16 protein-coding genes are annotated in these 21,240 nt (G+C 69.1%); 10 read left to right on the plus strand and 6 right to left on the minus strand.

All coding sequences use genetic code 11. The features are described from left to right. Positions 1 to 155 precede the first annotated feature (155 nt). A complete protein-coding gene (locus tag B1729_RS07260) occupies positions 156 to 1,493 on the plus strand; it encodes a glycosyltransferase (protein WP_239539489.1) in 1,338 nt (445 codons plus the stop codon). A gap of 108 nt (positions 1,494 to 1,601) precedes the next feature. Here the strand turns inward: B1729_RS07260 and B1729_RS07265 are convergent, their stop codons facing one another. Continuing rightward, positions 1,602 to 5,357 (minus strand): LamG-like jellyroll fold domain-containing protein, encoded by a 3,756-nt coding sequence (locus B1729_RS07265; protein WP_163631629.1) that lies wholly within the window; start codon positions 5,355 to 5,357, stop codon positions 1,602 to 1,604. A gap of 253 nt (positions 5,358 to 5,610) precedes the next feature. Between B1729_RS07265 and B1729_RS07270 the strand changes: the two genes are divergently transcribed. Next, positions 5,611 to 6,300 (plus strand): CDP-alcohol phosphatidyltransferase family protein, encoded by a 690-nt coding sequence (locus tag B1729_RS07270; protein WP_163616600.1) that lies wholly within the window; start codon positions 5,611 to 5,613, stop codon positions 6,298 to 6,300. A 12-nt stretch (positions 6,301 to 6,312) separates the two neighbouring features. On the opposite strand, the gene B1729_RS07275 is transcribed toward B1729_RS07270, so the two are convergent. Then, the gene (locus B1729_RS07275; RefSeq protein ID WP_163616598.1) at positions 6,313 to 7,512 is read right to left on the minus strand and encodes a hypothetical protein; all 1,200 of its coding nucleotides are present in this window, start codon (positions 7,510 to 7,512) and stop codon (positions 6,313 to 6,315) included. Beyond that, a complete protein-coding gene (locus B1729_RS07280; protein ID WP_163631632.1) occupies positions 7,509 to 8,651 on the minus strand; it encodes a glycosyltransferase family 4 protein in 1,143 nt (380 codons plus the stop codon). Before B1729_RS07280 ends, B1729_RS07275 begins: the two co-directional genes overlap by 4 nt. 115 nt (positions 8,652 to 8,766) lie before the next feature. On the opposite strand from B1729_RS07280, the gene B1729_RS07285 reads away from it, so the two are divergent. Both B1729_RS07285 and B1729_RS07290 read left to right on the plus strand, forming a co-directional pair. Continuing rightward, entirely contained in the window at positions 8,767 to 9,321 is a 555-nt protein-coding gene (locus B1729_RS07285; protein WP_163631635.1) for a DapH/DapD/GlmU-related protein, read from the plus strand. Continuing rightward, positions 9,318 to 10,421, plus strand: coding sequence for a glycosyltransferase (locus tag B1729_RS07290; protein ID WP_163616592.1), 1,104 nt, complete (start codon positions 9,318 to 9,320; stop codon positions 10,419 to 10,421). Before B1729_RS07285 ends, B1729_RS07290 begins: the two co-directional genes overlap by 4 nt. Positions 10,422 to 10,434: 13 nt before the next feature. On the opposite strand, the gene B1729_RS07295 is transcribed toward B1729_RS07290, so the two are convergent. Further along, positions 10,435 to 12,018: a hypothetical protein gene (locus B1729_RS07295; RefSeq protein ID WP_163616590.1), complete on the minus strand. Its 1,584-nt coding sequence runs from the start codon at positions 12,016 to 12,018 to the stop codon at positions 10,435 to 10,437. 118 nt (positions 12,019 to 12,136) lie between these two features. On the opposite strand from B1729_RS07295, the gene B1729_RS07300 reads away from it, so the two are divergent. Together B1729_RS07300 and B1729_RS07305 are read left to right on the plus strand one after the other, a co-directional pair. Then, entirely contained in the window at positions 12,137 to 13,747 is a 1,611-nt protein-coding gene (locus B1729_RS07300) for a polysaccharide biosynthesis tyrosine autokinase (protein WP_163631636.1), read from the plus strand. Between the two features lie 4 nt (positions 13,748 to 13,751). Beyond that, entirely contained in the window at positions 13,752 to 14,315 is a 564-nt protein-coding gene (locus B1729_RS07305; protein ID WP_163631639.1) for a hypothetical protein, read from the plus strand. 10 nt (positions 14,316 to 14,325) lie between these two features. On the opposite strand, the gene B1729_RS07310 is transcribed toward B1729_RS07305, so the two are convergent. Further along, positions 14,326 to 16,242 (minus strand): endo-1,3-alpha-glucanase family glycosylhydrolase, encoded by a 1,917-nt coding sequence (locus tag B1729_RS07310; RefSeq protein ID WP_163631641.1) that lies wholly within the window; start codon positions 16,240 to 16,242, stop codon positions 14,326 to 14,328. A gap of 359 nt (positions 16,243 to 16,601) precedes the next feature. Between B1729_RS07310 and B1729_RS07315 the strand changes: the two genes are divergently transcribed. Together B1729_RS07315 and B1729_RS07320 are read left to right on the plus strand one after the other, a co-directional pair. After that, positions 16,602 to 17,333 carry an SGNH/GDSL hydrolase family protein gene (locus tag B1729_RS07315; RefSeq protein ID WP_163631644.1) on the plus strand — a complete coding sequence of 244 codons (732 nt, stop codon included), beginning with the start codon at positions 16,602 to 16,604 and terminating at the stop codon, positions 17,331 to 17,333. Between the two features lie 142 nt (positions 17,334 to 17,475). Continuing rightward, positions 17,476 to 17,949 carry an adenylyltransferase/cytidyltransferase family protein gene (locus B1729_RS07320; RefSeq protein ID WP_163631647.1) on the plus strand — a complete coding sequence of 158 codons (474 nt, stop codon included), beginning with the start codon at positions 17,476 to 17,478 and terminating at the stop codon, positions 17,947 to 17,949. Positions 17,950 to 17,993: 44 nt separating this feature from the next. On the opposite strand, the gene B1729_RS07325 is transcribed toward B1729_RS07320, so the two are convergent. After that, positions 17,994 to 19,151, minus strand: coding sequence for a glycosyltransferase family 2 protein (locus B1729_RS07325; protein ID WP_163631650.1), 1,158 nt, complete (start codon positions 19,149 to 19,151; stop codon positions 17,994 to 17,996). Between the two features lie 160 nt (positions 19,152 to 19,311). Here B1729_RS07325 and B1729_RS07330 point away from each other — a divergent pair, with 160 nt between their 5' ends. Together B1729_RS07330 and B1729_RS07335 are read left to right on the plus strand one after the other, a co-directional pair. Further along, the gene (locus B1729_RS07330) at positions 19,312 to 20,772 is read left to right on the plus strand and encodes a M1 family metallopeptidase (protein ID WP_239539491.1); all 1,461 of its coding nucleotides are present in this window, start codon (positions 19,312 to 19,314) and stop codon (positions 20,770 to 20,772) included. 61 nt (positions 20,773 to 20,833) lie between these two features. Then, the gene (locus tag B1729_RS07335) at positions 20,834 to 21,091 is read left to right on the plus strand and encodes a glutaredoxin domain-containing protein (RefSeq protein ID WP_163616575.1); all 258 of its coding nucleotides are present in this window, start codon (positions 20,834 to 20,836) and stop codon (positions 21,089 to 21,091) included. Positions 21,092 to 21,240 lie beyond the last annotated feature (149 nt).

Raw genomic sequence — 21,240 nt, forward strand, 5'->3', positions numbered from 1 at the left:
CCCGAAACCGACGGCCGAATGGACCGCGCTGGGGAGCGCTCTCCGGGATGCGTCGTGACGATGTCGTCGCGCGTCCGCTGGGAGGAAAGATGGCTGGGGAATGGCGTCTCGGCGCCCGATCACGTGTATCGACGTCGCCGGAGACTGCGACACCGGTGCGAACCGCGGCGACGGATGCGACCATCTCGGCGGGGGGTGCGACGAGGCGTCGAACCGCGCGGCGGGTGCTCTTCGTCGGCATCAACTACGCACCCGAACCGACGGGCATCGCGCCGTATACGGAGGGCATGGCGTGCGCCCTGGCGGCGCGCGGATGGGGAGTCGGGGTCATCACCACGCATCCGCACTATCCATGGTGGAAGGTCCAGGACGGCTACGGCGGCTGGACTCGCACCGAGACGCGGGATCTGGTCGACGTCACGCGACTGCGCCACTACGTGCCTCGACGCCACACCATGGTCGATCGGGCGCTCTCGGAATTGACCTTCGGGCTCAGAGCCACCCTCGCCCGGTGGCACCGCCCGGATGCCGTGGTCCTCGTCAGCCCCGCGATGATCGCGTCCCGGCTGGCCGGCGTCCGCGCCGCACTGACGGGCATACCGACGATCGTGTGGGTACAGGACATCTATACGCTCGGCGCGCGGGAGACGGGTGCCGTGTCGCATGGCGCGGCGGGGATCGCCGCGCTCGAGCGCGGGCTGGTGAACTCCGCCGACCGGGTCGTGGCGATCCATAACCGATTCCGCAGGGTGCTCCAGGAGGACCTGTCGGTGGCCACGCCCGTGGACGTCGTGCGGAACTGGTCGCACGTGAGGACGGACGGCACCGGACGAGACAGCGTGCTTCGCCGTGAGCTCGGCTGGGCGGACGATGACGTCATCGTCCTGCATGCGGGCAACATCGGAGCGAAGCAGGGGCTCGAGAACGTCGTCCATGCCTCCCTCGAAGCCGCTCGCCGCGGATCCCATGTGAAGTTCGTCCTGCTGGGCGACGGGAACCAGCGCCCCGCCCTCGAGGCGATGGACGCCTGCTCTCGACTGCAGTTCCTCGATCCGCTGCCCGACGGCGCCTTCGAGCGTGCGCTCGCCTCGGCCGACATCCTCCTCGTCAACGAGCGGCCGGGTCTCACAGAGATGGCCGTCCCGAGCAAGCTGACGACGTACTTCGCCACAGGGCTTCCGGTGATCGCGGCGGTCGACCCATCCAGCATCACGCACGACGAGGTCTGCGCCGCCGGAGCCGGCCCGTGCGTCCCTGCGGGCGACCCGGGCGCACTGGTCGACGCCGCCGAGCGGCTCGCGGCTGATCCCGCGGCCGCGCGGGCGTTCGGCCTCGCGGCAGAGAGCTATCGGGATGTGCATCTCGGCGTCGACACCGCGGTCGCCTCCTTCGAGGCGACGATCGAGGCTGCGATGGTGTCGGGCCGCCGCGCGTCGGCCGGCGCGCTCACCGGTTCGCGGAGCCGCAGACACCGCCCGGTCTTCCACCACTGACTGCGGATGAACCCGGACGCGGCATCCTTCACCGGCCGCCGCCCGTGAGAGCGGACGGCGGCCGGGCCGGCGGCGGAGGGCGCGCTCCGCCGTCGGCCTCTCCCCCGCTCAGGGTGTCGTGTACGTGAGCGTGAGGGTGGGCCGATAATCCGGTGACGTCGCCTCACGCGACCACAGCCGCACGTTGTCGCTGCCGGCCGCACTGGACAGTCGCAGCGTGATCGATGTGCCGGCGAGCGGTCCGAGGTCGGCAGCGGAGAGGTTGGCGATGTACGGGCTGTTCAGCGCCGTCGCTCCCGTGAGCTGCCCGAGGACCGCCGTCCCGACGGTGGTCGGACGGTTGTTCCAGGTGATCGTGCCCTCCTGCCACGTGCCGCTGACAAGCCGGAACTCGTGGATGTCGGTCGATCCGGCTGTCGAATCGTTGGACGTCCGCAGCGAGATCGTCGCCGAGGTGAGCACCTGCCCGGCCGGCGCCGCCGGCAGGTCGAACCGCAGGAAGGACTCGATCGTCGTGTTGAAGCGCGACGATATCTGGTTGGTGACCCCATAGGCGAACGTCGGGTTGATGGCCGCGGCCATCGAGTCGGCGGTCGTCACGATCGTCTGCGTCGTGGGTGGAGCGGGTGGAGTGGTCACCGTGGCGCTCGCGGCGGCCGAGGCCGCGCTCACGTTGGACGATCCATCCCTCGCGGCCACCTTGTAGAACCACGTGCCCTGCGGTCGAGCGCTGTCGGTGAAGGTCGTCTCCACCACGTCGCCGATCCGAGAAGCGTCGTTCGCAGTGAAGCCCGCCGTCGTGCCTCGGTAGACGAGGTACCCGGTGACGCCGACGTTGTCCGTCGAGGCACTCCAGTTCAGGGTGACGTTGTTGGCGCCTTCGACGGCGGCCGTCAGTCCCCCGGGCACGCTCGGCGGCGTGCTGTCGGGAGCCACGATGACGACGGATGCCGCGCTCGACGCACCGGAGACGTTCCCGGCGGCGTCGCGAGCGGTGACCTTGTAGTACCACGTGCCCTCGGAGAGCGGCGCGTCGTGATACGAGGTGCCGACGATGTTCGGCTGGATGAGCGTCTCCATGCTCGGCACGAACCCGGCATCCGACCCTCGGTAGAGGGCGTACCCTGTCACCCCGGCGTTGTCGGTCGAGGCCGTCCACGAGACGTCGGCCGCCTGTCCCGCCGCCACGGCGTTCACTCCCGTCGGGACGCTCGGCGCCACACCGTCAACGACGGTGACGGGAGCGGAGGCCGCGGAGGCCGCGCTCGCGTTGTTGGCGCCGTCGAAGGCGACGACCTTGTAATAGAAGGTGCCAGGAGGCGGTGCGATGTCTTCGAACGTCGTGCCGGCGACCGTCCCACGGAGAGTGTCGGCCGCGGGGGTGAACCCGGCGGCCGTCCCGCGATAGACCCGGTAACCCGCGACGCCGACGTTGTCGGTCGAGGCGGTCCATGTCACGTCGACGTTTGCTCCGTCGAACGACGCGGCAACACCTTGAGGCGTGCTCGGAACCAGCGTGTCGACGAAGCCCGTGCCGACGTTGAAGTGGTTCTGCACCTGCTGTGGCGACAGCGCCTGGTAGTACACCGCCGTCTCGTCCAGCTGACCGTCGAAGTAGCGGTTGACCAAGGTGTTGCCCGCACTCGGGTAGCCGTTGAGGCTGTCGCCGCCGACGTGCCACGTGCCGTTGTACGTGCCGCTGCCCGTCGTGGCGTTCTGCGCCTGGAGGACACCGTCGACGTACAGTTGCATGCCGCCCGGACCCTGGGTGCCGATCACGTGGTGCCACTGGCCGTCGTTGACCGCCGCGAGGCTCCGCAGCGTGGTCGTGCCGAAGCCGGCGCGCACGCCGAACCGGAGGAACCCGGTCCCGTTCTCCATGTACACGACGCGATCGACCGTGCCGCTGACGCGATCCGTGCCGTCGTCCGTACGAGGACGACCCGTCGAAGACCCGTAGTTGGCAAGCGCCCCACCCGTGGTCGACGTCGTGCGGAACCACGTCTCCACCGAGTACACGGTCGGTCCGGGCGCGATGACATCGTTCCAGATGTACTGAGGAAGCCCGCTCGGCTGTGTGTCGGTGAACGTCGCACTACGGCTGACGTCGTTGGGGATCGCACCGGCGGCGGTGCGGTTCACACCGTTCTGCGCGAGGCCGTTGAGCCCGACGAGCGTCGGGCCGGCGCTGTCCACGACCCACTGGGCGTTCGCCGTGTCGTCGTAGCGGTAGAAGAGCCGCGGCTGATCCGCGATGACCGTGGAGGCGTAGACGGAGCCTGTCGCCGATGCCGTCACCGTCGCCGTCCCCGACAGTGCGCTTTGGTTGTTCGCCCGGTCGATCGCCCGCACACGATAGGTGTAGCTCGTTCCGGGTGTGACGTTCGTGTCGACGAACGTCGACTGGAAGCGATACCAGTGCTTCGACTGCGCCACTCCGGTCCAGACGGGGGTCGTCGTGTTGTTCCCGCGGTAGACGGCGTACGTGATGTCCGAGTCATCCGGATCATAGACGCCGCGGATATTGACCTGGACGGCGTTCGGCGTGATGGCGCGTGCGGCGAGCGCCGGGACCGGCGGGGCGCCGGTATCCGTCGGACTGAACCGCGTCACCCCCTGCTGGTTGGCGCCGTTGACGCGGGTGAACTCGCCGCCGACCCACAAGTACGGCGTGCCGTTCGTGCCCGCACCGATCGCGATCGAGCGCGGGCCGATGCCCTCGCCGGTGCCGTCGTTCAGCTCCGGAAGCCAGCCGATCTGCAGCTGCGTCGGGTCAGTGGCGCGGCTCACCGAGAGGAACGTGCGTCGGCCGTCGGGGAACATCCCCATCGCCCCGCAGTCATGGCGATGGTGCGCCTCGAACAGCAGGCCCTGGTAGGGCACGATGGCCTGCGTGGCGCCGGCGCAATTGTCGCGCCATGCCTGGCTGTAATCGGACCAGTTGTAGGCGAGAGCGCCGTCGAACCCGGCGAATCCCTCCTGCGCCACGAAGAAGCGCGTGCCGTCGGAGCTGATCATCTTCGTCCGCGAGGTGTTGCCGACCGTGCTGGCCGGCCACGTCCGCACCACCGCTCCCGTCGTCGAATCCACGACGGCGAAGCTGTGAGACGCCGATCCGTTGATGTCGAACCAGTCCCCCCCGATCGCGAGCCTGGTGCCGTCCGGGGAGAGCTGGAGCGCATCCCCGCGTGCATTCTTGTTGGGCACGACGATGTTGCTGTACAGCTCCTCCGTCACGCCGGAGGCGTTGGCGACGAACTGCGTCTGCAGGACACCGGCTCGATTGACCTTCGCGAAGCTGCGCCTTGACTGCCCGCCGACCGTCTGGAAGACGCCGCCGAAGTAGACGAACTCGTTGGAGGGCTCGATCTCGAGCACGTAGCTCGAGATGCCGTTCACGCGGAACGGTGTGACGGCGCAGGTGGCGACATTGATCTCCGCGAGCCGGCTCACCGCGACGCCGCCGACGCTCGTGAACTGGCCGCCGATGAAGACCGTATTGCCGTCGGGTGCCGCCTTCACCGCGTACACCGCGGCCGTACCGCCGCTGAAGGCGACCGGCAGCTGACATGCGTCCGGCTCCCCTGTCGCGGCGTTCAGAATGGCCAGGCTCTGCAGACTTCTCGCAGCGCCCGCCTGTCCTGCGCCCGGGCGGATCTGGCTGAAGGTTCCCCCGACCACCGCCCTGCCGCGGGATATCGCCACCTGCCAGACGACGCCGTTCGTCTGCCACGTCGGCAGCGCATCGGCGCTGAACGGCAGATCAGGCGAGAGGGCCTTCGCCTCTTCGGCAGGTGGTACAGCGATCAATCCGATCACGAGCGCCGCAACAGCGGCGAGGCTCGCGAAAATGCGAGTACGCACGTCAACCCCGATTCCCAGAATTCGAGACCGGTGCCGCACCTCCCCAGTGGATCACCGGTTGCCCACAGGCTCCCGTCCGCGGGCACACGTGCTGTCGCTGCGATTTCGGCATCATCGTCGGGTGCAACTTGCCAGTACGCTTGACCGTGGAGTTTACACGACGACGCGTCAGGCGGCAGGGTGGATTCCGATACTCGTGCCAGACGGTGCGGGGACAGTGGGGGAAATGTCCGGCCTGAGCTTTCGCGAAGCCATGGATTCCTTGTCGAGCTCGCAGAAGAGCCGAGTGGGAGTCTCGCTGTATTCGCGGTACATCAACCGTCCCGTCGGACGGCTCCTGGCGGCGACAGCCGCTTCCACCGGGGTCTCCCCCAACGGCGTGACCGCCGTCTCGGCGCTCTTCACCGCCGTGGGCCTGATCGTGCTGGTGCTGAGCCCCGCCGGCTGGATCACCGGTCTGGCTGTCGCGGTCCTCCTGGTGCTCGGATTCGCCCTGGACTCCGCGGACGGGCAGGTCGCGCGATTGACCGGGCGCGGCAGCCTCGCGGGCGAATGGCTCGACCACGTCGTCGATTCCGGCAAGATGGTCGCCGTCCACGCCGCGGTGCTCGTCGCGGCAGCGACGCAAGGGCTCCTGACGGGGCCGTGGCTGCTGATCCCGCTGGCCTACATGCTCGTCGCGGTCGTGCTCTTCTCGGGAATGACGATCTTCGAGCTGCTCCGCCGCACTCGGCCACACTCCGCCGAGCCGCCGAGGTCACCCTCGGCGATCCGCGCGGTCGGCTTGCTCCCCGCCGACTACGGGGTCCTCGCCCTCGCCTTCCTCCTGTGGGGGGCATCGCAGATCTTCTTCGTCGTCTATGCCGCCCTCGGAGGCTTGACCGCTCTCATCACGGTGGCTCTGCTCTTCAAGTGGTTCAGGGTGCTGAAGCGCACGAGCTGACCGACGGAGAGGCTACGGCGCCTCCCGTGTGTCCCGTCGGTAGTAGAACAGCGCGACGGGGAGGAACAGGAGCGGTGCCGAGATCGCGTTCGCGGCGAAACCGAGCACGAGACTCCACTCGTCGCCGCCGAGCCCGTAGCCGATCAGGAACCCCGCTGTCGTGGCCGCGGCGATGCCGATGCGGACCAGAGTCACCGCGGATTGGTGATCGAGCACGCGCAGCACGATGCCGTGGATGCCCGCCCACCCCGTGAGGATCGTCGACGCGCCGATCAGGACGAGGCCGAGCAGGAGGTCCGCGCGTTCGACACCCGCGGGAGCCCAGCCGGTGAACCAGACGACGCCGACGAGGAACGCGACACCGGCGGTCGCGAGGAGCCCGAGCCGGATGCTGGCGCGCCAGCCGCGTGCGATGATCGCCGACGCCTGCCGGTAGTCGACATGCGTGGCACCGTCGGCGACGATGTTCGTCGTCGTCGCCGCGAACGCCAGATTCAGCGGTCCGAGCAGGGTCTGCGCGAGCCGGACTCCGCCGATGAGGTCGTTCGCGCCGGCGCCGGCGAGCACGAAGAGGGGCACCGAGACGATGAACTGCCCGACGACGAAGTCGAGCGTCTGCCAGGCAGCGGAGGACCGGTAGCTGCGGTAGGGGTAGACCCCCACGCGCAGCGGGACCTGCGGGAGCACCACGGCAGCCGCGATCGCGCACGACACACCGATCGCGAGCATGAACGACAGCGGCGTGGCGGCGAGGACCGGCAGCGCCGTCGCCGAGACGAGGGTCACGCGCACGGCGTCGCCGGCTGCGACGGCCCATCGGCGGCTCGAGCCGATGGCGCGATATCGGACCCAGTCGTAGAACACCGGAACGGCGCCGGCCACACCGATGATCACGGCCTCGCCGGCAGCGGCCCCGCCCGAGCTGATCGCGATCGCCCCCACCGCGAGAGCCGACAGCGATGAGGCGACGAGCATGTACCGCGCGGGCACGAGCGCATGCGCGTCGACTCGCTGGAAGATGAGCGCCGGCTGGAAGAGTGCCGCCCGGGATCCCGCGACGGCGAGCGCACCGGCCAGCGTGATGATCGAGAACGAGGTGAACGCTGCTGGATCCATGCGGACCGCAGCGATCAGCATGGGCAGCGCCCCTGCGGCGCTCGAGAGGATCTGCGCGACGGTCAGCGGACGGGGCAGCCGCGCACGGGGGCTCATCTCGCCGCCGCTCGAACCGCGGCTTCAAGATTGGCGCCGACGGCCTCGACGCTGAATCGATCCGGCGGCGCGGCCGCGATCGCCAGCTGCTCCGCGAGGTGCGCGTCGTCCCGAAGGAAGGTCGCAAGCGCCTCGGCGAGCGCTCGCGGGTCCACGGGATCGACCGCGACGGCGGCAGCTCCCGACGCGATGATCTCCTCGGCGGCGCCGTCCCGCGTCGACAGCACCACGGGACGCCGCGCGTTGACGGCCTCGAAGCCCGCGAGCGAGCGGTAGTCCCCCTGCGTCGGACAGATGACGACGTGCGCGCGAGCGTAGTCCGCAGCCACCTCGTCGTGCGCCCTTCGCCCGTGGAAGTGGACCCTCTCGACCAGCCCCAGGTCGACGACCTGCCGTTCGAGCGCCGCGCGCTCAGGTCCGTCCCCGACGACATCCAGCGTCCACTCGCGTCCGAGCTCGGGGAGGACGGCGAGGGCGGCCAGGAGGAGGTGGAGCCCCTTCCTGCGCTGAAGGCTGTTCAGGAACAGGAAGCGCACGGGGCCGCCGTCGTCGAAAGCCGGCGGCGGATCCTCCGCCGGCTGGGACGTGAGATACGGCCCGACGCGCAACCGCCCGGCGCGGATGCCCAGGCGCTCCCGCGCGTACCGCGCGGTCCGCTCGTTGCTCACCAGCACGATGTGCGACCGACGCGCGAAGATCCGCTTCACCATCGTGGCGAGTCGGCCCTCCGCGCCGCCGCGGAACGACGGCTCGGATTCGATCAGCTGCACCACCCGACGTCGCCGGAGGTGCGCCGTGGCGGCCGAGATGAGTGCCGTGGGGGTGAACTCGACGACGATGACGACATCGGTCGGACGCCGCAGCATCCGCCAGACCGCTCGCGGCGTCGGTACGCGGAGGTTGCCCGTGTACGTGAACTCCCCCACCCGGCGGTCGCGTCCGCGCACCCAGAAGCGCAGGTCCGGAGCGAGCGGAAGCTCCGGGTATCGCTCGAGTGGATAGCCCTCTCTCACGAGGATGGCGGCATCCGGGAATCTTCGGGCGAACTGCCCGAGGACCTCGCGGAAATAGGCCAGATCGTCGCCGAACCCGAAGGCGCCGCTCACCCACACCGCTCGCAGTCGATCGGACCCTGTCACCCGGCCCTCCCTCGGCGGTGTGATCGACCGCGACAGCAGTGAGCGGTCCGCGAGGTGCGTGCGAGTGATCATAGCCGCTGGCCCGCGGAAATCACGCGTGGCTAGGATGTCGCCCATGGGGGGACGACGCAGTCTTGCCGGTTTCACGGGCGCCGGCTACGACAAGGGGCGCGGCATCGCCTGGCAGGCGGCATGGCAGCTCGCCTCCAGCCTTCTCGTGATGCCCTGGTTCGTGCCGGCCACGGTTCGCGTCAGGGTACTGAGAGCTTTCGGCGCCCGCATCGGCGAGGGCGTGAACCTCCGTTCCGGCGTTCGCGTCCACTGGCCGTGGAAGCTCACGATCGGCGACGACTCGTGGATCGGCGAACGCGTGTGGATCCTCAATCTCGAGCCGGTGACGATCGGCGATGACGTCTGCGTCTCACAGGGCGTCTTCCTCTGCACAGGCAGCCACGACCGACGCTCCCCGACGTTCGAGTTCGACAACGCGCCGATCACGATCGAGGACGGGGTGTGGATCGCGGCGCGGGCGACGATCCTGCGCGGCGTGAGGGTGGGCCGGGATGCGGTCGTCGGCGCTACGGCGCTGGTCACATCGGACGTGCCGCCGGATTCCGTCGTCCTCGCCCCGCGCGCATCCGTCCGCGACCCGGTGGAGCCGACCGCGTGAAGATCCTCGGTGTGGTCACGCTGCTGAGCCCGTCGGGCGAGTACGGCGGGCCGACCCGGGTCGCGGTCAATCAGCTTCGCGCACTCCAGGACCGCGGGCATCAGGTGGTGCTCGCCGGGACGCACCGCGGGTTCGAGGGGAACGTCCCGACCGAGATCGAGGGCGTGCCGGTCAAGCTCTTTCCCGCCCGCACCCTCCTGCCCCGGACCGGGTTCGCGGGGCTCGGCTCCCCGGAGCTGTGGAGAGCCGTCCACCGCCATGCCCGGGAGTTCGACGTCGTGCACGTGCACGCTGCGCGCGACCTCGTGACGCTTCCTTCGGCGCTCATCGCGCTCCGGCGCGCGGTGCCGATCGTCGTGCAGACACACGGCATGATCGATGAGACGAGCCATCTGCTGGCCGTTCCCCTCGATCTGGCGCTGACCCGGCCCGTGCTGCGACGGGCCCGGATCGTCACCTACCTGACCTCGCGGGAGCGCGCGTCGTTGGAGGTCGTCTCGCACGGTGAGGCTCGCCTGGAAGAGCTGCCCAACGGGGTTCCGCTCGAGGCAGCGGCAGCAGCGGCAGGCCCGGCGAGGGTGCTTTACCTTGCCCGCCTCGCATCCCGCAAGCACCCGGTCGTGTTCGTCGAGGCCGCGGCGCGCGTGGCATCCGAGTTCCCCGACGCCGACTTCGCGCTCGTCGGACCGGATGAGGGCGAGGGTGCGTCGGTACTGAGCGCGATCGCCTCTTCCGGAGCGGCCGATCGCATCGCGTGGGAGGGTCCCGTCGGCATGAGTGGCGCGGCGGAGCGGATGCGGCAGGCCACGCTGTACGTTCTGCCGAGTGTCGACGAGCCTTACCCGATGTCGGTGCTGGAGGCGATGTCGGTCGGACTGCCGGTCGTCGTCACCGACACCTGCGGACTGGCTCCGTTCGTCCGTGAGCACGACGCGGGCATCGTGACGGACCACACCGTCGAGAGCCTCGCCGCTGCGCTGCGGACCCTGGTCGCGGATCCGGAGCGCGCCGCTGCCATGGGCGCACGGGGTCGGGATGCCGTGCGCTCAGAGCGCAGCATGGCTGTCATCGCCGAGCGTCTCGAGCGTCTCTACCGGTAGGAGCAGCGGGCCCTCACGGAGGCTCCGGCGCACTGCGGATCGACGCCGGGGGTGATCCCGTGACGGCCGCATCCGGCGTGGGCTGTGGTGGTGGGCCGGGGTCGGGACCTGCCTCGGCGGGTCCCCGGCTACCGACGACCACCAAGATGCAGAGGACGGTGAGGAACAGTGCACCGGTCGCCTGCAGCAGCGATCCGCGCAAGAGGATCGTCATGAATACGGGGAGGATGGCGCCGACGATCGCCCAGACCCCACCGACTCGGAGGGCCGGCACGATCCGGCTGTCCATCACCCGAAGCACCAGTCCGAGGAGAAGGAAGCCGACCACGACGGCGATGATGCCGCCGTTCACCAGCGCCTCGGCCCATGTCGGCGCCGACAGATTGTCGAAGGTGTATCCCCGGTACTCGGCCAGGAGGATGCCCGTATCGGTGGGCTTGTTCGGCCAGAGGGCACGAGGGACCCAGAAAAGGGCGCTGCCGGCGAACTGGTTCATCGGTGCGACGAGACCGTCCACCCAGTAGGACAGCGCATTGGCGACCTGCCAGAACGCGTCGTAATCCGGATTGGACAGGTACTCGTCGAAGAACCCGGACCGGGTGCCTGTCGCGGCACCCACGCGGCGGAATGCATCGGCGATCGGGAAGACGAGCAGGAATCCGGCGATCGCCGCGAGCATCGTGATCCGCGCCCGTCGGCGCGTCCGGACGGCACCGGCGTAGACCGCCAGGGCGAACACGACGGTCCCGAAGGAGTACCTCGCACTCGTGATCGGATTGACGATGAGGAGGAGGATCGCCGCTCCCGTGAGAGCTCCGACCAGCGCCAGCCGACGACTCTGGGCGCTGCTCGCGGTGCGACGCAGCTGGGCCATCGCGCCGACCGCGACCAGCATCGGGTAGATCCCGCTCGCGAAGACGAGGCTTCGGACTGCGGGGTCCGGCCAGGCGGCGGCACGCGCCGCGGCCGCCGCATCCCGGCTTCCGAGCAGGGCGATCGCACCGAGCCTCCACAGGACATAGCCGCTCAGGGCGAGGGAGATGACGAAGAGCGCGACGGTGCGCCAGCTGCTGACCGAACGCACGACGAGTGGCCGCCCCGCCGTCCGACGACGCCCCTCCCGCAGCATGAACAGCAGGCGTCCCACCTCGTAGCAGAAGACGCCGAGCACGACGACCCCCGTCGTCGGCATGTCGAGCCCGGTGTCGACTCCGGGCGTCGTCGTCGACGTGAGTCCGGACAGGATCTGGGCGGTCGGAGCGATGCCCATGAAGATGTAGACGAACAGCCAGAAGAAGAAGTCGAACAGCCTCGGCGTTCCGCGCACCCAGAGCAGCGAGAGGCGGATGCCGGCCCAGACCAGGAGTACGAGGGTGACGACCCAGGCGTCACTGCGCGGCAGGTCCGAGACATCAGCGATCAGGAATGCCGGGATTCCGACCGACAGGACCGCCAGGGATGTGACGAGGAGGAGGATGCGCAACCCTCGTCGGAGCTCCTCGTCCCCTGCCGCATCGGGAGCGCGGTAGGCGACTCGCGTGCCGTAGGATCCCTCGCGGCGCGGGCGGGAATGCGACAGCTGATCGGTTCGCGTCATCGGCGCCGTCCACGAGGATTTCGGAAGGGCTGAGCGCTCAGTCCGAGAGATATAGCATTATAAGGGGATTGGGGAGAATTTCGGTTCGTTCTGCCCCTCGGCGTGATCGGACGAGGGTATGGATACCAGAAGTCTGCTGCGGCTCATCCGCCATCACTGGGCGGTCGTCGTATCGTGCATACTGCTCGGCGTGCTCGCGGGGTGGCTGCTGGTCGTGTCCACTCCCCGCGAGTACACCGCGAGCGCGGACGTGTTCGTCACCGTCACCGGCGGAGCGAGCACCGGGGAGCTCGCGCAATCGTCGAACTTCTCGCAGCTGCAGGCTCGCAATTTCAGCGCGGTCGCAACCCGCGAGGTGGTGCTCGCCCCCGTCATCGATTCCCTCGATCTCGACGTCACGATCTCGCAACTGCGCCGGCAGGTCTCCACGTCGGTGCCCTTGAACACGAGTGTCATCACCATCTCGGCGACGGACGAGTCGCCCGCTCGGGCGGCCGCCATCGCCAACTCGGTGTCGAAGTTCCTCGCGGAGGTCGTTCCGTCACTCACGCCGCGTGTGGACGGCCAGTCCCCCGTCCGGCTGCAGGTGATCGAGTCGGCGAAACCTCCGACGGCGCCGTCGTCACCCAATGTCCCCCTGCTGATGCTCACGGGTCTGCTCGCCGGCCTCGTCGCCGCGACGGTCTTCGTCGTGCTCCGGGGCGTCGTCGATGCCCGCGTCCGCGACAAGGAGCAGGTCGCGGAGCTCACCGGGCTGCCGGTGCTGGGGGTCATCTCGTTCGACCGCCGCGCGCAGCGGGATCCCATCGCCGTCATCAAGACCGGGTCCCGCCGCGGCGAGGAGTACCGGCAGCTGCGCGCCAATCTGCGATTCCTCCAGCCCGGCGAAGTCCACAAGGTCTTCTCGATCACGTCGGCGCGCCCGGGCGAGGGCAAGAGCGCAACGGCGGCCAACATCGCCGCGGCGCTCGCCGCGTCGGGTCTCGCGGTCTGCCTCGTGGAGGCCGACCTGCGCCGACCGACTCTGGGCGGCCTGCTCGATCTTCCGGAGTACTCCGGGTTCACCGACGTGCTCACCGGCGACGTCGCGCTGGAGGACGCGATCGTGAGCTGGGGCCCCGACGACCTCAAAGTCCTCCTCGCCGGCTCCCGGCCGCCCAACCCGAGCGAACTGCTGGAGTCGACCACGGCGAGCGCCGCACTGCAGCGGATCCGCGAACGCTTCGATGTCACCATCATCGACTGCCCGCCCATCAACCCCGTGCCGGACGGTGCCGTGGTCGCGCGACTGCTCGGCGGCGTCATCCTGGTCATCGGCGCCCGCGTGCTCCGCGTGCGTGAACTGCGTCGCGCGCTGGACCGCTTGACCTCCCTGGGAACATCGGTCGAGGGGGCCGTGTTCAACATGTCCCGGACACGAGAAGACCGCCGCTACGACTACGCGCCCGCCAAGGCGCCGGTGCGCCCGACCGAGGAAGACGCCACGAACGCACCGTCGGAGGCGCCACCGCATGCCGGCGCCGCGGACGGTAGCCCCGTCATCGGCACGACAGCCCCACCGCGGAAGTCGGCTGATCTGCATCCCGGCGAGCACGAGCCGGCCGTCCCGGCCGTCCCAGGCGACCGGCCGGCGGCCGAAGGGTCCGATCAGCGGGCGGGAAGGCGCCGCTCGGCGTCGTCTGCCCACTTCCCCCCGCTCAGCGCGGTCGAATCGCAACGCGAGACCTGACGCGATGAGCGACGGGCGGGGGTCGATCCTCTTCGTCTGCACGGGAAACGTGTGCCGGTCTCCGTACCTCGAGTGGGGGCTGCGGGCAGCCCTCGCGTCCGCGGATGGTCCGGTCATCCGGCTGACGTCAGCGGGTGTCGCGCCGCTCATCGGCCACCCCATGAGCAGCTATCTGCTCGAGCGCCTCCAGAACAGGGGAATCGACGCGTCGGAATTCCGGGCGCGGGCGCTGACGGAGGGGATGGTGGCACGGGCCGACGTCGTGCTCACCGCGTCACGGGAGCATCGGGGACTCATCGTCCGGCACATGCCGTCCACGGCGACGCGGACGTTCACCGTCCTGCAGTTCGCGCGTCTCCTGCGCGACCGCCCTTCATCGGGGAACGGGGGTGCAGACCTGCCTGCTCTGGTAACCCTCGCCCAGCAGTCGCGTGGCCTGGCGGGTGCCTCGACGGAGCATGACGACATCGAGGATCCGTGGAAGCACTCGCGCCGGGTCTATGCAAGGAGCGCGGGAAAGATGGACGAGGTGCTCGAGGAGATCCTCGAGCACCTCGTCCCGCGATGAACCGCCGGTCTTACCAGCTGCTGACCGCGTAGTACTGCAGGTCCTGCACGTACGGCGTCGAAACGACCTGGTGCGGGGAGGTGACGGACTCCGCCGTCACACCCGACCGGACGATCTTCGCCGACACGGTGCCCAGCTTCAGCGGCACGGTGTAGGCGGAGACTCCCGCCGGCGCCGAGAAGCTCGTGGTCGTACCGCCGACGGTGATCTGCACCGTCGCCGCGGAAGGCAGCCACACGAGGGCCTCGACCGTGTCGCGCGCCGGCGTCGAGGTGCCGTCGAGCGCAGGGGCGCCCATCAGCGACTGGGAGTACGACGGCCTCGCATCCACGAACTGCGTGCGGTGGGTGAGCACGATGGCATCCGATGTGATCGCCGGCTGCGAGCCCGTGTGGAACCACGAGGTGTAGTACCGCGTCAGATCCAGGAACGCCGAGCCGTGGTCCTGGGACGGCGCGATCTGAGTCGACTCGCTGTAGTCGTTCCAGGTCACGAGCTGCACGTAGTCGGCCTTCTGAGAGATCGCCCTGTTCCACTGCGCTCGCACGGAGGCGGTGTTGTTCGCCTCAGCCCACGACAGCGACCTGTAGCGGACGTCCTGGACCGCGACCGGCGCCATCCACGTCTTGCCGAGGGCGTGGGCACGTGCCACGTTGTCCGCGCTGTTCAGCGTCGTGCGCTCCGTACGCGTGCCCCAGTTGCCGAAGCCGTCGGCGATGGGCGCGTAGGCCTTGAGGTTGGCGTCGCTCGCGTTGTTGAACACGGCCTGGAACGAGATGGGGAGCCCGTACTTGGTCTCCAGCAGGTTGATGACCTGTGTCCACCACGAGACCGAAGCGCCTTCCGCCTTGAAGCTGGACAGCACGTACTCGCCGTCCTCCTTGTAGGCGGAGCCGACCTGGTAGAGCTGGCTGAGCAGCGAGGCTGCCGTCTCGGGAGTGTTCGAGGAGAAGCTCGAGGAACCGTCGACCATCGGCACGACAGCGAACCCGCCGACCTGCGCGGCTGCCTTCATGACGTTGACGGAGGCATCCCAGTTCTGGCCGCTCGAGCTCATCAGGTTGAGCGTGAAGCCGTCGATGCCGGCGGACTTGGCCTGCCGGACCTCCGTGGCGAAGTTGTCCACTCGCCAGTTCGTCGAGGTCGACACTCCGGGCGAGATCGGTCGGTCGCGCAGCAGACCACCCACGGATGCGAACTTGCCGCTCTCGCCATCCGGGCTGAGGTAGTTGCGGGTGTAGTAGTCGGTCGACTCGGTCTTGTTGTCGATCGACAGCGGATACGGCACGAAGTAGTGCGCGAAGACGAGCGGGCCGTCGGCGGGGGTCTCAGCAGGCGTCGTCGGGGAAGGCGCCGGCGTGGGCGTCGTGGACACCGGCGCGGTGCTCACCTCGATGCGCGGTACGTCGCTGTTGAAGCGCTCCATCCGAAGCTGAATGTACCGCTGGCTGTAGTTCAGTGCCAGCGCGAAGTCACCGGTGGTGGCGACGGAGCGGACGTCGAGCGGGATGCGGAGCGTCTGCCCGTTCGCCGCGGCCGCACTGGGCTGCGAGACCGCGGATCCCGTCGTGCCCGGCTGGTTGTCGTGGGTCAGCGAGGTGGACTTCCACGAGGCGGAGGTGGGGTAGGCGACGAGTCCGGGCGCGGTGGCCGTGGTGCTGTTCACCTTCACCACGAGCGTCGCGGACGTGACCTGGCGTCCCGCGAGCGCGTCGCCGTCGAACTTGAGGTAGGTGCGGTCGGAGGTCGCGGTCGCGCTCAGCAGACCGGACTGGGGCACGGTCGGCTGGCGTGTCGTCGTCCAGGCCGTGTCAGTGGCGGTGAGGACGACCTGATCCGCAGCGGTGGCGGTGTCCGCGCCCGTGGTGAGCGGGATGATCGCGCCCGCCACCATCGCGGCGATGACGAAGCCGCCCAGTGCCTTCACGCGGCGCGCGAGGCCGCGAGGCTGGGCCGTTGCGGGCTGGTCTCTGAGGCGGTGACGTGGGGATGTTCGGAGTTTCGGGGCATGGCGAAATGTCACGGGTGACTCTTGTCCTTCGTGGTTGATCGGGGCGGGCTGCGCTACGACCCCCATCGCGGCGCGATCCCCCAGACGAATACGTCACGTTAGCCGCGGGACGGGTGCCGCTCCTAATCGAGAGCGCGTATATTAGGCGATTCTCAGAAACCAGCGCCACGGCGACACGGCAGATGTCGCGAGATCGTTACCGATTTTCGGTAGGATCTCCTCGTCGGCCGGTACCCGAACCAGGCCGGGTCTGTCTCCGGGGGACAGCCATGCGAATGCTCGGTAGAGATGTCGGCGGAATGCCGCTGTGGGCGCTCACGCTCGTGGTCGTCGCCGTCATCGTCATCGCCGCGTTCCTGGGCGGTGGAGGCGCCGCGCGCGGCAAGATTCCGCAGTACACGCCTCCTGGTGATGCCGCGACCCCGACGATCCCCGCGCCCATGCCGCAGGCCGTCTTCATCGGCGACTCCTACACGCAGGGAGCGGGTGGCGGCGGTGTTCGATGGCCGACCCTGGTCGGGGACACGCACGGATGGGACGTCGACAACCTTGGCCTGGGGGGAACGGGCTACGTCAAGACCTCTGACGAGAACGGCTGCGGGCGCCCGTACTGCGGGACGTACGGCCAGACGATCGACGAGATCATCGGCTCGCCGACGTACATCGTCGTCGCCGGAGGGCGCAACGACGTCGGGCTCCCGACAGCCGACGTCGCCGCTGCCGCCGACGCGCTGTTCGGCGAGCTCCGCGACCGTTACCCGGACGCCAAGATCTTCGTGATGGCTCCCTGGTTCGACGACGATCCACCGCCGCGGCTGGCGGGCGAGCTCGCCCAGGCGCTCCAAGCGGCGGCGCTCGAGAATCATGTCGTCTATCTCGACTCCGGCCAACCGCTGTTCGGCAGGGCCGACCTCGTCTCCGCAGACGGGGTGCACCCCAACGCGGCGGGCTATCAGGCTCTCGCGGCAGCGGTCACGGCGGTCCTCGATCCCCAACTGACGCCCTAGCCATTCACACCTAGGCGGTGATCGCCCCATCCACGCGGCGCGCACCGCGGAGGCTCGGCTCTGTCGGTGCGGTCAGGTCTGCTGTAGGGTTCGGCGTACAGACCCGGTGTGTGGAACATCGCGGGATTCACATGGGGGAATCATGGCTGTACGCGTCGGCTATGCCGCTGGGGCATTCGACCTCTTTCACGTCGGACACCTCAACATCCTTCGGCATGCCAAGGAGAACTGCGACTTCCTCATCGCGGGTGTCGTCAGCGACGAGATGCTCCGGCTCGTGAAGCAGGTCGATCCGATCATCCCGACCGCCGAACGCGTCGAGATCGTCCGGAGCATCACGTACGTCGACAGCGTCCATATCGAGAACGTTCCAGACAAGCTCGAGACGTGGCGACAGCTGCACTTCACCCACTTCTTCAAGGGCGACGACTGGCGCGGCACCGAAAAGGGCGCCCAGTTGGAACGGGAGTTCGCCGAGGTGGGCGTCGAGGTCGTCTATTTCCCCTACACGGTGCACACATCCAGCACCGCGCTGCGTCACGCCCTCGAGCTCATGGCAACGTTGCATGCCCATGACGAGGTGCTCCCCGGTGGGCTCGCCGTCTCGCATGGCTGAGCAGCGGGCACGACCGGCGGACCGGAGCCGCGGCATCCGCTGTTCTACAGCTCGCCGGGCTGCATGACCTCCTGGTCGATCTCCTCGACGAGACGGCGCGCACGTGACGGCTCGACACCGGGCTTGCGGGGCGCGTAGACGACGAGGGAGTGGAACAGGAAGCGCACGAAGAACGCCAGCACGAGGGTGATCGCCGTCGCCACCACGGCGGAGATGTGGCCGGTCGACACCATCACCGCCACGATCGGGATGCGCACCAGCGCCTCGGCATTGTTGAACGCGAACGACTTGCCGAAGCGCTGCCAGACACCCGACGCGCTCTCGCGCATGTCGTCGAAGACGAAGCGCTCCTGCAGGAGGAAGTTGCCGATGATCGTCACCTCGGCGGCGATGATGGCGGCGATGATGTAGTCCACCCCGAGCTGGGTGAGCGCCCACACGATCGCGACGTTCGCGACCGCGCCGAGACCGCCGATCACCGCGAACAGCGACATCTTGCCGAAGCGCAGCGCGGTGAGCTGGGTGAGGAAGTGCAGGCCCTGCCGTACCGACGCCTTCGACTCGCCGGCGTGGCGGTCGGCGAAGTCGAACGGCACCTCGGCGACGCGCATCGGCCGGCGCGCGAGGATCTCGAGCAGGATCTTGAAGCCGCGCGGCCGCAGGAGCGCCTGGTCGACGCTGCGGCGGTCGATGAGGAAGAACCCTGTCATCGGGTCGGTCACATCGCGCAGCCGGATCGGGAACATCGCGCGGGTCACGGCCGTCGACGCCTTCGACACCATCACGCGCGTGCGATCGGCGAGGCCGTGCGCCGTGCCGCCGCCGGCGTAGCGCGAGGCGATGACGACGTCGACATCGCCTCGCGAGAAGACGCGCCACAGCTCGGGGATCTTCTCGGGCGGATGCTGCAGATCGCCGTCGATGACGAGGCACGCGTCCGACTCCGCCGCCGCGAAGCCCTCGAGCACGGCCCCGCCGAGCCCGCCGACGGCCTTCTCGCGGTGCAGCAGGCGCACCGGGAGCGGGGCTGACGCCGCCACCTCGCGGATCACGTCGGGCGTGGCATCCGTGCTGTCGTCCACGAAGACGATCTCGGCGTCGATGCCGCCCGGCACCGCCTCGAGCGCCGCGACGACACGGCGAACGAGCTCCGCCACGTTCGGAGCCTCGTTGTACGTCGGGACGATGATCGACAGCTGCATCGCCGCCATCCTGCCATGCACCGCTGAACGGCTTCCAAACTTCTGGCGACGGATGCCGCCGCCCGCCGCCCAAGATCCGTGCGACGCATCCTCGACACGCGAGGGAAACACGAGGAAGCTAGCGTGACAACGCCCGCTGTCGCACCCTGGGGAGGATGCCGTGCCCACTCGTCTGCTCCACCGCACACCGTCGTCGAAGACAGCGAGGTCGGTCGTCGCCGGCGCTCTCGCCGCCGGAGTTCTCGTCGCCTCGCTGGCGGGCTCGACCGCTGCGACGGCTGCCGCTCCCCGCCCGGCGGAGCGGTACGCTCCCGGTGCCGACGGCATCGGGGACCCGTACTTCCCGGTCTCCGGCAACGGCGGCATCGATGTCACGCACTACGCCCTCGACCTCGACTACACGCCGCCCGCGGCGGATCCCGCGCCGCTCGAGGGCGAGCTGGCGGCGGTGGCGACACTCGACATCGTGGCCACGGCCGACCTCGACCGCTTCAACCTCGACCTCCGCAACCTCACCGTGTCGTCGGTGGTCGTGAACGGCAAGCCCACCGCGTTCGCGCAGCAGAGCGGCGAGCTCGTCGTCACGCCGCGCCCGAAGCTCAAGACCGGCCAGCCCGCGAGCGTGGTCATCACGTACGGCGGGACGACCACGCGCCCCAGAGACATCGAGGACGCGCTCTACGGCTGGGTCACGACCCGCGACGGGGCCATGGTGGTGAGCGAGCCCGACGGCTCGTCGACGTGGTTCCCGGTGAACGACCACCCCACGGACAAGGCGACCTACTCGTTCGAGATCACCGTCCCCGAGGGGCTGACCGCGGTGGCCAACGGGCTGCTCGAGGGCGCGGAGACCGCCGACGGGAAGACGACCTGGACGTGGGACGCGCCCGACCCGATGGCGTCGTACCTCGCCACCTCGACGATCGGGAACTTCCGGCTCGAGCAGTACACGGCGCCCAACGGCACGCCGATCATCGACGCGATCGACGTCTCGCGTACCCCGGCCCAGTACGCCAACCTCGCGCGCACGGGTGACATGCTCACCTTCTTCGAAGGCCTCTACGGCGACTACCCGTTCGTCTCGTACGGCGCCATCGTCGACAACGACTCGGTGTCGTACGCCCTCGAGACCCAGACCCGGTCGTTCTTCTCGGGCTCTGCCGGTCTGAGCACCGTCGCCCACGAGCTCGCGCACCAGTGGATGGGCAACCAGGTCAGCCCCGGTCGCTGGGCCGACATCTGGCTCAACGAGGGCTGGGCGACCTACTCCGAGTGGATGTGGACCGAGCACAACGGCGGCACGACGGCGGCCACGCGGTTCTCGAACCTGATGAACTCGCCGTCGCAGTCGGCCTGGAACACGGTGCTGGCCGATCCCGGCCCGCTCGGGCTCTTCGGCACGCCGGTGTACAACCGCGGTGCAGCTCTTCTCCACGCGCTGCGGGTGGAGGTCGGCGACGAGGTGTTCTTCGGCATCGCCCAGGAGTGGGTCGCACGCTTCGGCGGCGGAACCGCGACGACGGCCGACTTCATCGCGCTGTCCGAGGAGATCTCGGGTCAGGACCTCACGACGTTCTTCGACGTGTGGGCCTACCAGCCGCCGAAGCCGACGGTCTGGTAGCACGTCCGCCCGGCGCCCCACGCCCGGCGCCCGTCCAGGATTCGCGGGTGAGAATAGAAGGATGACCTCCCCCTCGACCATCACCATGTTCGGCGCGGACTGGTGCCGCGACTGCATCCGCACCAAGAAGCAGCTCGACGACCTCGGCATCTCGTACACCTACGTGGACCTCGTCGTCGACCCCGCCGCCGCGGACGTCGCCCGCGAGATCTCCGGACGCACCAACATCCCCGTCGTCGTATACCCGGATGCCTCGCACCACGTCGAGCCGTCGAACGCCGACGTCGAGATCAAGCTGCGCGAGCTCTCCCTCATCTGAGTCCGCCCGTCGGCCCGAGGCGTTCGGTCTCTGCGTTTCGACTCGCAAGCTCGCTCAACGACCACGTTCGTCGCTCGCTCAACGACCGGGAGCGCCGGATCCGGTCGTTGAGCGAGCGAAGCGAGACGAAACACGCAGATCCCGGCGCA

It is taken from the genome of Microbacterium sp. B35-04 (assembly GCF_010634885.1).
GTDB lineage: Bacteria > Actinomycetota > Actinomycetes > Actinomycetales > Microbacteriaceae > Microbacterium.

What these genes read in the sequence shown, in the direction of transcription:
- B1729_RS07270 (WP_163616600.1), top strand. Translation starts at nt 5,611, where the DNA reads ATGGATTCCTTGTCGAGCTCGCAGAAGAGCCGAGTGGGAGTCTCGCTG.
- B1729_RS07275 (WP_163616598.1), bottom strand. Translation starts at nt 7,512, where the DNA reads ATGAGCCCCCGTGCGCGGCTGCCCCGTCCGCTGACCGTCGCGCAGATC.
- B1729_RS07325 (WP_163631650.1), bottom strand. Translation starts at nt 19,151, where the DNA reads ATGCAGCTGTCGATCATCGTCCCGACGTACAACGAGGCTCCGAACGTG.
- B1729_RS07285 (WP_163631635.1), top strand. Translation starts at nt 8,767, where the DNA reads ATGGGGGGACGACGCAGTCTTGCCGGTTTCACGGGCGCCGGCTACGAC.
- B1729_RS07305 (WP_163631639.1), top strand. Translation starts at nt 13,752, where the DNA reads ATGAGCGACGGGCGGGGGTCGATCCTCTTCGTCTGCACGGGAAACGTG.
- B1729_RS07295 (WP_163616590.1), bottom strand. Translation starts at nt 12,018, where the DNA reads ATGACGCGAACCGATCAGCTGTCGCATTCCCGCCCGCGCCGCGAGGGA.
- B1729_RS07335 (WP_163616575.1), top strand. Translation starts at nt 20,834, where the DNA reads ATGACCTCCCCCTCGACCATCACCATGTTCGGCGCGGACTGGTGCCGC.
- B1729_RS07320 (WP_163631647.1), top strand. Translation starts at nt 17,476, where the DNA reads ATGGCTGTACGCGTCGGCTATGCCGCTGGGGCATTCGACCTCTTTCAC.
- B1729_RS07315 (WP_163631644.1), top strand. Translation starts at nt 16,602, where the DNA reads ATGCTCGGTAGAGATGTCGGCGGAATGCCGCTGTGGGCGCTCACGCTC.
- B1729_RS07300 (WP_163631636.1), top strand. Translation starts at nt 12,137, where the DNA reads ATGGATACCAGAAGTCTGCTGCGGCTCATCCGCCATCACTGGGCGGTC.